The sequence below is a fragment of the Kitasatospora sp. NPDC096128 genome, assembly GCF_040303105.1.
GTDB lineage: Bacteria > Actinomycetota > Actinomycetes > Streptomycetales > Streptomycetaceae > Kitasatospora.
Window position 1 is genome coordinate 1 of record NZ_JBEOSP010000013.1, and the last position, 11,941, is coordinate 11,941.

General features: G+C 75.0%; 1 protein-coding gene. It reads right to left on the bottom strand.

Features of this window, described 5'->3' with window-relative positions:
• A partial coding sequence (locus tag ABTY61_RS16605) for a type I polyketide synthase (RefSeq protein ID WP_350505705.1) occupies positions 1 to 11,892 on the bottom strand: 11,892 nt, incomplete at its 3' end.
• Positions 11,893 to 11,941 lie beyond the last annotated feature (49 nt).

The window sequence follows — 11,941 nt, forward strand, 5'->3', positions numbered from 1 at the left end:
CAGCGCCGCCTCACACTCCGCCAACCGAGCCGCGAACACCGCACTCACCTCGGCGAGTTCACGACCCATACCGACCCACTGCGAACCCTGACCCGGGAAGACGAACACCGGGCGCACATCGGCCCGGGCCACACCTGACACCACCGAACCGGCGGACGCACCCGCCGTCAGGCTGTCCAGCCCCGCCACGAGTTCCGCGCGGTCACCGCCGACCACGACGGCCCGGTGCTCGAACAGGGACCGGGTCGCGGCCAGCGACCACGCCAGGTCGGCCGGCTCGGCCTCCGGCCGGGCGGCCACCCACTCGCGCAACCGGCCCGCCTGCCCCGACAGGGCCTTGGCCGACCGGCCCGACAGCACCCACGCGCCGACACCCGACAGCACCGGCCCGGTGGCCGGTGTCCGCGGTTCGGCGGCGTCCTCGGCGGGCGCCTCGGCGGGGGCCTCCTCCAGGATGACGTGCGCGTTGGTGCCGCTCATCCCGAACGAGGACACCCCGGCCCGGCGCGGGCGCTCCCCCGCCGGCCACGGCACCGACTCGGTGAGCAGCCGCGAGTGCCCGGCCGACCAGTCGATGTGCGGCGACGGCTCGTCCACGTGCAGTGTGGGCGGCAGTTCCCCGTGCTGGAGCGCCAGCACCATCTTCATCACACCGGCCACACCGGCCGCGGCCTGGGTGTGCCCGATGTTGGACTTCACCGAGCCGAGCAGCACCGGCCGCTCCTCCGGCCGGTCCTGGCCGTAGGTGGCCAGCAGCGCCTGGGCCTCGATCGGGTCGCCCAGCTTGGTGCCCGTACCGTGCGCCTCCACGGCGTCCACGTCACCCGCGGCCAGACCCGCGCTGTCCAGGGCGGCGCGGATGACACGCTGCTGGGAGGGGCCGTTGGGCGCCGTCAGACCGTTGGACGCACCGTCCTGGTTGACCGCCGAACCGCGGATCACCGCCAGCACCGGGTGCCCGTTGCGGCGCGCGTCCGACAGCCGCTCCACCACGAGCATGCCCACACCCTCGGCCATGCCCATGCCGTCGGCGGACGCGGCGAACGCCTTGGAGCGCCCGTCCACCGCCAGGCCGCGGGCCTGGGAGAAGGCGATGAAGCCGTCCGGGGCCGCCGTGACCGTGACGCCGCCGGCGAGCGCGAGCGAGCACTCCCCCGCCCGGACCGACTGCCAGGCCAGGTGCAGCGCCACCAGCGACGAGGAGCACGCCGTGTCCATCGTCACCGCCGGGCCCTCCAGGCCGAGCGTGTACGACAGCCGGCCGGACAGCACGCTGGTCGCGTTCCCGGTCATCACGTGGCTGTCGATGCCCTCGAACTCCGAATCGCCGTCAAGGCTCATCGCGGCGTACCCCGAGCTGTAGCCGCCGACGAAGGCGCCGGTCTGCGAGCCCCGGAGCGAGGCCGGGTCGATCCCGGCCCGCTCGAAGGCCTCCCAGGAGGTCTCCAGCAGCAGCCGCTGCTGCGGGTCCATCGCCAGCGCCTCGCGCGGGCTGATCCCGAAGAACGCCGGGTCGAAGCCGCTGACGTCCTGGAGGAAGCCGCCCTCCCGGGTGTAGGAGGTTCCGGCGTGCTCGGTGTCCGGGTCGTACAGGGCGTCGAGGTCCCAACCGCGGTCCTGCGGGAACGGGCCGATCGCGTCCCGGCCCCCGGCCAGCAGTGCCCACAGCTCCTCCGGTCCGTCGACGCCGCCGGGGAACCGGCAGGCCATGCCGACGATCGCGACCGGCTCGTCCGTCACCGCGCCGGACGGCCGGACCGGGCCGGCCGCGGCGGGCAGGTCGCCCGCCAGCTCGCCGCGCAGCAGCGCGGCCAGGGCGACGGGGGTGGGGTAGTCGAAGACCAGCGTGGCCGGCAGCCGCAGCCCGGTCTCCGTCCGCAGCCGGTTCCGCAGCTCCACCGCGGTGAGCGAGTCGAAGCCCAGGTCGGTGAACGCCCGGGTGGGCTCGACCGCCTCGGCGGAGGCGTGCCCCAGCACCACGGCCACGTGGGCCCGCACCAGGTCCAGCAGCGTACGGTCGCGCTCCTGGCCGGACAGGCCGGCCAGCCGGCGGCGCAGCGCGTCGGCCGCGTCGGCGCCGCTCACGGCCTGGGCGGCGGCCGACCGGCGGACCCGGCCCCCGGCCAGCGCCCGCCACAACGGCGGGACGTCACCGGTACGGGCGGCGCGCGCCCGCAGGTCCGCCAGGTCCAGCCGGGCGGGCACCAGGACGGCCTCGCCGCGGGCCATCGCCTCGTCCATCACGGCCAGGCCCTCGTCCGCGCCCAGGGCCGTGACCCCGGAGCGGCTGATCCGGGTCAGCAGGTGCTCGCCCAGGTCCCGGCCGATGCCCGCCTCGTGCACCCACGGGCCCCAGGCCAGCGACAGGCCCGCCAGGCCGGCGGCCCGCCGGTGGCCGGCCAGCGCGTCCAGGAAGGAGTTGGCGGCCACGTAGTTGCCCTGCCCCGGCGCGCCGAAGATCCCGGCCGCCGAGGAGAACAGCACGAAGTTCTCCAGGTCGAGACCCCGGGTCAGTTCGTGGAGGTGCCACGCGGCGTCGGCCTTCGGCCGCATGACCGCGGCCAGCCGGTCGGCGGTCAGGGTGCCGATCACGCCGTCGTCGATGATCCCGGCGGCGTGGACGACGGAGCCCAGCGGGCAGTCGGCCGGGAGCGCGGCCAGGAGCGCGGCCAGCGCGTCCCGGTCCGCGACGTCGCAGGCCACGACCCGGACCCAGGCACCGAGCTGCGCCAGCTCGGCGGCGAGCCCGGCCACCACAGCGGCGGCCGGCCCGGAACGGCTGGTCAGCACCACGCCGCGGGCCCGCCCGGTCACCACCAGGTGACGGGCCACCAGACCGCCCAGCGTGCCCGTCCCACCGGTCACCAGGAGCGTCCGGGGGCCGTCGGCGACGGGGCCCGAAGGCTGTTCAACCGCTGCTCCAGCGCCGGACGGACGGTTGAGCCGACGCCCGAAGGCACTCTCGCCGCGCAGGGCCAGCTCGGGTTCGCCGGCCGCGAGGACCGACGGGAGGAGGGCGATCCGCCCGTCCGTTCCGGCGGCGGGCAGGTCGACCAGGACCAGTCGGCCCGGGTTCTCCGCCTGCGCCGAGCGCAGCAGGCCCCGGGCCGCGGCGGCGGCCAGGTCGGCCACGGCCTCACCGCCCCCGACGGCCGCACCGCCGCGGGTGACGACCACCAGCGTGGCGGACTCCAGGCGCTGTTCGTCCAGCCACTCCTGGGCCAGGGCCAGCGCGTCGGCGGCGAGCCGGCGGGCGGCCTCCGGGACCGCCCCGGCCTCCGCGGCCTCCGCGGCCTCAGCCGTCGCCGGTGTCGCACCGACGCAGACCAGCACCACGTCCGGCGCGGCCGCACCCGCCTCCGTCGCCGCCGCGGCATCGGCCAGGCCGGCGAACGACCGGACCGGCACGCCGGCGGCCGCCAGCTCCTCGACCAGGCCGAACCGGTCGGCACCGATCAGCGCCCAGTCCCCGGCCCGGGCCTCGGCAGCGGCGATCGGCGCCCACTCCTCGACGAACAACGCGCCCGCCGCCCCGCTGTCGGCGGCCCGCAGCTGCTCGGCCGACACCGGTCGGCTGACCAACGACTCCACCGACACCACCAGGGCACCGGCCGGGTCCACGGCCGTCAGCGCCAGACCACCCCGGGCGTCGCGCCGCAGCCGGGCGCGCAGCACCGACGCGCCGCCGGCGTGCAGCTCGACCCCGGTCCAGGCGAACGGCATCCGGACCCCGTCCGGCCCGCCCTCCGGCTCCGCATCCGACAGCGGCGTGCCCTCCAGCAGGGCGGCGTGCAGGGCCGCGTCGAGCAGCACCGGGTGCAGACCGAACGCCCCCGCCTCCCGCGCCACCGACTCCGGCAGCACCACCTCGGCGAACACGTCCTCACCCCGGCGCCAGGCGGCCCGCAGACCGTGGAACGCCGGGCCGTACACCTCGGCCAGCCGGACGTCGTACACCTCGTCGACGGCGAGCGCGGTCGCGCCCTCCGGCGGCCAGACCGCCAGCTCCCCCGGCGCCCGCGAGGCCGCTTGGGCCGCCGGGGCCGGGGCCACCACGCCGCTCGCGTGCTGCGCCCAGCCCTGCTGCGCGTCGGCGGTATCGGGGCGCGAGTACACCTCGACCGTCCGCCGACCGTCCCCGTCGGCGTCGGCGACGACGACCTGGACCTGGACGCCGGAACCGTCGGCGGGCAGCACCAGCGGCGCCTGGAGCGTCAGCTCCTCCAGCAGACCACAGCCCACCTGGTCACCGGCCCGCACCACCATCTCCACGAACCCGGTACCCGGCAGCAGCACCGCCCCGCCGACCACGTGATCGGCCAGCCACGGGTGGCTACGCACCGACAACCGCCCGGTGCACACCAGACCCGCACCACCGGCCAGTTCGACCGCCGCACCCAGCAGCGGATGACCCACCGCACCCAGCCCCAGCGAGGCCGCGTCCTGACCGGCGCCCGCCAGCGACAGGGGCAGCATCCCCTGCGGCCAGTAACGCTCGTGCCGGAAGGCGTACGTCGGCAGCTCGACCCGCTCGGCGGCGGGCAGCACCACGCGCCAGTCGACGGTGGCGCCGCTCACGAAGGCCTCGGCGAGGGAGGCCACCAGACGGGCCGTCCCGCCCTCGTCACGCCGCAGCGTGCCGCAGACGGCCGCCGGGACGATACCCGGGCCGGCCTCGTGGGCGACCTCTTCGAGGGTGTCGTTCATCGCACCCATCAACACCGGATGCGGAGTGACCTCCACGAACACCTGGTGACCCTGGCCCGCGAGGGTGCGCACCGCACGGTCGAAGTGCACCGTCGCCCGCAGGCTCGCGTACCAGTAGCCGGCGTCCAGCTCCTCGCCCGTCAGCGTCTCGCCGGTCATCGCGGAGACCATCGGGACACGGCCCCGCCGAGGGCTGACCCCGGCAAGAACAGCGGTGATCTCCGCTTCGAGACGGTCCACCTGCGCGGAGTGCGAGGCGTAGTCCACCGCGACCAACCGGGCACGCACACCCTCGGCCTCGAACTCCGCCTTCAGCTCCTCCAGACCCTCCGGATCACCCGAAACCACCACGGCGGAAGGCCCGTTGACCGCCGCCAGCGACAGCCGCTCACCGAAGCGCGCGATCCGCTCCTCCACCACAACGGCCGGGCTGCTCACCGAGAGCATCCCGCCCAGACCCGCCAGCACCTTCAGCGACCGGGAGCGCAGCGCCACCACCCGGGCACCGTCCTCGATGCTGAGCATCCCGGCGACCGTCGCCGCCGCGATCTCACCCTGCGAGTGACCGACGACCGCATCCGGCGTCACCCCCGCGGCCTCCCACACCGCCGCCAGCGACACCATCACCGCCCACAACGCCGGCTGCACCACATCGGCGGCCTCCAGCGCGGGAGCGCCCTCGGCACCCGCCAGCACATCAGCGAGCTTCCAGTCCACATACGGCGCCAGCGCCTGCGCGCACTCCGCCAGCCGAGCCGCGAACACCGGACTCACCTCGGCGAGTTCACGACCCATACCGACCCACTGCGAACCCTGACCCGCGAACGCGAACACCGTCCGCGCACCCGGCCGCGCCACACCCGACACCACCGAACCCGACGGCACACCAGCCGCCAAGCTCTCGACGGCGCCCAGCAGTTCGGCGCGCTCGGTCCCGACCACGACCGCCCGGTGCTCGAACACCGAACGCGTCGTCGCCAACGACCACGCCACCTCCGCCGGCTCCAGCCCCGGCCGCACGGCGACCCACTCCCGCAGCCGCTCCGCCTGGGCCTCCAGCCCCTCGGCCGACCGACCCGACACCAGCCACGCACCGGCACCCGCCACCACCGGCACCGTCTCCGGCGCCTCGACGGTCTCCATGGCCTCGGCCGCCGGCGCCTCCTCCACGATCACATGGGCGTTGGTGCCGCTCATCCCGAACGAGGACACCCCGGCCCGGCGCGGGCGCTCCCCCGCCGGCCACGGCACCGACTCCGTCAGCAGTTCCACCTCACCGGCGGACCAGTCCACGTGCGAGGACGGCTCATCGGCGTGCAGCGTCTGCGGCAGCCGCTCGTGCTGCAGGGCGAGGATCATCTTGATGACACCGGCCACACCGGCCGCGGCCTGGGTGTGCCCGATGTTGGACTTCACCGAGCCGAGCCACAGCGGCCGGCCCTCCGGCCGCTCCTGGCCGTAGGTGGCCAGCAGCGCCTGCGCCTCGATCGGGTCGCCCAGCGTGGTGCCCGTACCGTGCGCCTCCACCACGTCCACATCCGCGGCCGACAGCCGCGCGTTGGCCAGCGCCGCCCGGATCACCCGCTGCTGCGAGGGACCGTTCGGGGCGGTCAGACCGTTGGACGCACCGTCCTGGTTGACCGCCGAACCACGCAGCACCGCCAGCACCTTGTGCCCGTTGCGGCGGGCGTCCGACAGCCGCTCCACCACGAGCATGCCCACGCCTTCGGCCCAGCCCGTGCCGTCGGCGTCCTCCGAGAACGCCCGGCACCGACCGTCCGCGGACAGCCCCTGCTGCCGCGAGAAGTCGACGAACATGCCCGGCGTCACCATCACCGTGGCGCCGCCGGCGAGCGCCAGCGTGCACTCCCCCGAGCGCAGCGCCTGGGCGGCCAGGTGCAGGGCGACCAGCGAGGACGAGCACGCGGTGTCGATCGTCACCGCCGGGCCCTCCAGGCCCAGCACGTACGACACCCGGCCGGAGAGCACGCTGGTCGCGTTGCCGGTCAGCAGGTGGCCCTCGACACCGGAGCCCTCCTCGCCCGCCAGGGTGAAGCCGTATCCCGAGGCGTAGCCACCGGCGAAGACGCCGGTCGCGCTGCCGTTCAGCCCCGACGGGTCGATACCGGCCCGCTCCAGGGCCTCCCAGGAGGCCTCCAGCAGCAACCGCTGCTGCGGGTCCATCGCCAGCGCCTCACGCGGGCTGATCCCGAAGAACCCCGCGTCGAACTCGGCCGCGTCCCGGACGAAGGCGCCCTGCGCCACGTAGGAGGTGTTCTCCCGCTCACCGTCCGGGTCGTACACACCCTCCAGGTCCCAGCCGCGGTCGGTCGGGAACCCGCCCACCGCGTCACCGCCCGCGTTGAGCAGCTCCCAGAACTCCTCGGGAGTGCCCGCGCCGCCCGGGAAGCGGCAGGCCATGCCGACGATCGCCAGCGGCTCGTCCGCGGCCGCGGCGTTCACCGCGACGGCCGCGCCCGATCCGGCCGCCTCGCCGGTCAGTTCACCGCGCAGGAAGCGGGCCAGCAGCAGCGGGGTCGGGTAGTCGAACACGAGGGTGGCGGGCAGCCGGACGCCGCTCACCGCGTTGAGGCGGTTGCGCAGCTCGACGGCGGTCAGCGAGTCGAAGCCCAGGTCCTTGAACGAGCGCCGGTCCTCGACCGCGTCGGCCGAGGCATGCCCCAGCACGACCGCGACCTCGGCCCGGACCACGTCGGCGAGCACCCGCTCCTGCTCGGCCCGGCCCAACCCGGCCAGTCGGCGGGCCAGTTCACCCTCGGTACGGGTTTCAGCCCCGGCTCCTCGGGCGGCGAGCCGGCGGACCTCGGGCAGGTCGCGGAAGAGCGGCACCTCCCGCAGGTCCACCGAGCCCGACGCGGAGACCAGCAGGGCCCAGTCGACGTCCATCACGGTGACGACGGCGTCCGGGCCGTCCAGTGCCCCGCCGAGGGCGCGGGCGGCGAGCTGCGGGTCCATGGCCGGCATCGGGCCGCGCTTGACCCGGGCCCGCGCCGCCTCGCTGGACTCGGCGAACCCGCCACCGCCCCACGCGCCCCAGGCCACCGACAGGCCGGGCAGTCCGCGGCCCCGGCGGTTCTCCGCCAGGGCGTCCAGGAAGGCGTTGGCCGCCGCGTAGTTGCCCTGGCCGGATGCGCCCAGCGTGGACGCGGCCGAGGAGAACAGCACGAAGGCGTCCAGGTCCAGGCCTGAGGTCAACTCGTCGAGCAGGACGGCGCCTTCGGCCTTCACCCGCAGCACGGATGCCAGCCGCTCCGCCGAGAGGCCGTCCACCACCCCGTCGTCCAGGACGGCGGCGGTGTGCAGCACCGAGGACAGCGCCGGACCGGTCCCACCGATCCAGTCCACCAGCCCGGCCAGCGCCGAACGGTCGCTGACGTCGCACGCCACGACGTCCACGCGCGTACCCCGCCCGGCCAAAGCCGCGACGGTCGCGGCGATGCCGGTGGCGGCGGGGCCGGACCGGCCGGTCAGCACCAGCCGCTCGGTGCCGCGTTCGGCCAGCCAGCGCGAGACGTGCCCGGCGATCGCGCCGGTGCCACCGGTGATCAGCACACTGCCGCGCGGCGCCCAGCGGTCCTTGCCCCGCAGCTGCGAGGCCCGGGTGAGCCGACGGCCCAGGATCCCGGCGGACCGGACCGCGACCTCGTTCTCACCGCAGCCCGCGAGCACCGCGACCAACCGGGCACCGGCCCGCTCGTCCAGCACCTCGGGCAGGTCGACCAACCCGCCCCAACGGTCCGGGTGCTCCAGGCCGACGACCCGACCCAGACCCCACACCTGCGCCTGCACCGGGTTGACCAGCGCCTCACCCGCACCGGCCGCCACCGCACCACGCGTGGCCAGCCACAGCGGCGCCTCGACCCCGACGTCACCGAGCGACTGGATCAGGGCCAGGGTGGCGGCCAGACCTCCTGCCACCACCGGGTGCTCGGGCAGCGCCGTCCCGTCCAGCGCCAGCAGCGACAGCACACCCGCCACCGAGGACGGCTCGACGGCCTCGGCCAGCAGCCCGGCCACCTGGGACCGGCTCACCAGCCCGGCCGGCACCTCGACCACCACGACCTCGGCACCACGGGCAGCCAGCGCGGAACCGTACGCCTGCCCGTCGAACCCGGCCGGAACCACCAGCACCCAGGCCCCCGACAGCACCCGGGCGTCGGGCTCGGCGACCGTCGCCCAGTTCACCCGGTAACGCCAGCCCGTGGTCGCCAGCCGGTCCTTCTCGCGGCGCCGCCAGGACGCCAGGGCCGGCAGCACCTCGCTCAGCTGCTGCCCGTCCTCGATGGCCAGCGTGTCGGCGATGCGGGCCAGGTCCCCGTTCTCGACAGCGGCCCAGAACTCGGCCTCCGCCGCACTGCTCGCGCCGTCCGCGCCGACCGCCGGCGGGGTGAGCGACACCACGCCCTCCGGCCAGAACCGCTGGTGGCGGAAGGCGTAGGTCGGCAGCTGGACCGGCGTACCGGCCGGCAGCACCGAACTCCACTCCACCGAAGCGCCGTTGACATAAGCCCGGGCCAGGCCCGCCACCAGACTCGGGACGCTCTCGTCGTCGCGCCGCTGGAGCGGGACGAACACAGCCTCCTCGTTCCCGCTGCCCGCGACGATGTCCGAGCCCAGCGAGGACAGCGAGCCGTCCGGGCCGACCTCGATGAACACCGTCACACCCTGCTCGGCGAGCGCGGCAACCGCATCCGCGAACCGCACCGCCTGACGCGTCTGCGCCGGCCAGTAACCCGCCTCGCACTCCGTCACCAGCTCACCGGTCAGCGCACCCGCCCACATCACCTGCGGACGACCGAACTCCAACCCGGCCGCCACAGCAGCGAGTTCGCCCAGCACCGGGTCCATCGCCGGCGAGTGGAACGCGTGCGAGACCCGCAGCCGCCGCACCCGACGACCCCGCTCCCGCCACACCTCCACCACCCGGTCCACAGCCTCGACCTCACCCGAGACCACCACCGACTCCGGCCCGTTGACCGCAGCGATCACCGCACCCTCGGCAAGCGTCGCAACGACCTCCGCCTCCGACGCGTTGACCGCCGCCATCGCACCACCACTCGGCAACGCCTGCATCAACCGGGCCCGCGCCGCCACCAGACGCACCGCATCCGGCAACGACAGCACCCCGGCCACATACGCGGCCGCGACCTCACCCACCGAATGACCCACCACCGCATCCGGCACCACACCGGACGCCGCCAGCACCGCCGCGACCGCCACCTCGAAGGCGAACAACCCCGCCTGCGCATACAGCGTCCGGTCCACCAGCGCCTCATCGACGCCCTCGGTCCCGAGCACCACATCCCGCACCGAGATCCCGAGCTCCAACTCCAGCAGCCCGCTCACCCGGTCGAAGACCTCCGCGAACACCGGACTGCCCTCGTACAGCCCCCGGCCCATCCCGGCCCACTGCGAACCCTGACCGGCGAACACCAGACCAACCCGGGCATCCGCCCGGGCCACACCCGACACCACCGCACCGGAGGAAACCCCGGCGGCGAGGCCCTGCAGACCCGACATCAGCTCGTCGCGCGCGGCACCGAGCACGACTGCCCGGTGCTCGAAGGACGTACGCGTCGCGGCCAGCGACCACGCCACATCCACCGGCTCCAACTCCGGCCGCGCGGCGACCCACTCCCGCAGCCGACCCGCCTGAGCCGTCAGACCCTCCGCCGTCTTGCCCGACACCACCCACGCACCCGCACCCGGCAGCACCGAGTCCGCGATCGGCGCCGCCGGCTCCGCCTCGGCAGCCTCGACGGCCTCGGCCGCCGGCGCCTCCTCCACGATCACGTGCGCGTTGGTCCCGCTGATGCCGAAGGAGGAGACGCCCGCACGCCGCGGGCGCTCCCCCGCCGGCCACGGCACCGACTCCGTCAGCAGTTCCACCTCACCGGCGGACCAGTCCACGTGCGAGGACGGCACCTCGGCGTGCAGCGTGGGCGGCAGTTCCTCGTGCTGGAGCGCCAGCACCATCTTCATCACACCGGCCACACCGGCCGCGGCCTGGGTGTGCCCGATGTTGGACTTCACCGACCCCAGCCACAGCGGCCGGCCCTCCGGCCGCTCCTGGCCGTAGGTGGCCAGCAGCGCCTGGGCCTCGATCGGGTCGCCCAGCGTCGTACCCGTACCGTGCGCCTCCACCACGTCCACATCCGCGGCCGACAGCCGCGCGCTGGCCAGCGCCGCCCGGATCACCCGCTGCTGCGACGGACCGTTCGGCGCCGTCAGACCGTTGGACGCACCGTCCTGGTTGACCGCCGAACCACGCAGCACCGCCAGCACCTTGTGCCCGTTGCGGCGGGCGTCCGAGAGCCGCTCGACCACGAGCATGCCCACACCCTCGGCCCAGCCGGTCCCGTCGGCGTCCTCCGAGAACGCCCGGCACCGACCGTCCGCGGACAGCCCCTGCTGCCGCGAGAACTCCACGAACGTCCCCGGGGACACCAGCACCGTGACACCGCCGGCCAGGGCCAGCGTGCACTCCCCCGAGCGCAGCGCCTGGGCGGCCAGGTGCAGGGCGACCAGCGAGGACGAGCACGCGGTGTCGATCGTCACCGCCGGGCCCTCCAGGCCCAGCACGTACGAGACGCGGCCCGACAGCACACTCGTCGCGTTGCCGGTCATCAGGTGGCCCTCGACGCCGGACCCGGCCTCGGCGGACCAGGAGACGCCGATCCCGTAGTTGGACCCGAAGCCGCCGGCGAACACCCCGGTCGCCGTCTCCCGCAGGGCGGCCGGGTCGATGCCCGCCCGCTCCAGCGCCTCCCAGGAGGTCTCCAGCAGCAGCCGCTGCTGCGGGTCCATCGCCATCGCCTCGCGCGGGCTGATCCCGAAGAACCCGGCGTCGAAGCGGGTCGCGTCCCGCAGGAACGCGCCCTGCGCCACGTACGAGGTGCCCTCGCGCTCGCCGTCCGGGTCATAGACGTCGTCCAGATCCCAGCCGCGGTCGGTCGGGAACCCGCCCACCGCGTCACCGCCCGAGGACAGCAGCTCCCAGAACTCCTCCGGGCTGTCCGCACCACCCGGGAAGCGGCACGCCATGCCGACGATCGCCACCGGCTCCGCGGCCTGCTCCTGCACCTCGCGCAGCCGGGCGCGGGCGTCCTGAGCGTCTGCGATGGCCCGCTTTAGGTAACTACGAAGCTTGTCCCCGTCGGACACGGTCGTCTCCCAGCAGTGGTTTTTCGGGCAAAGTCAGGGGCGGGCTGCC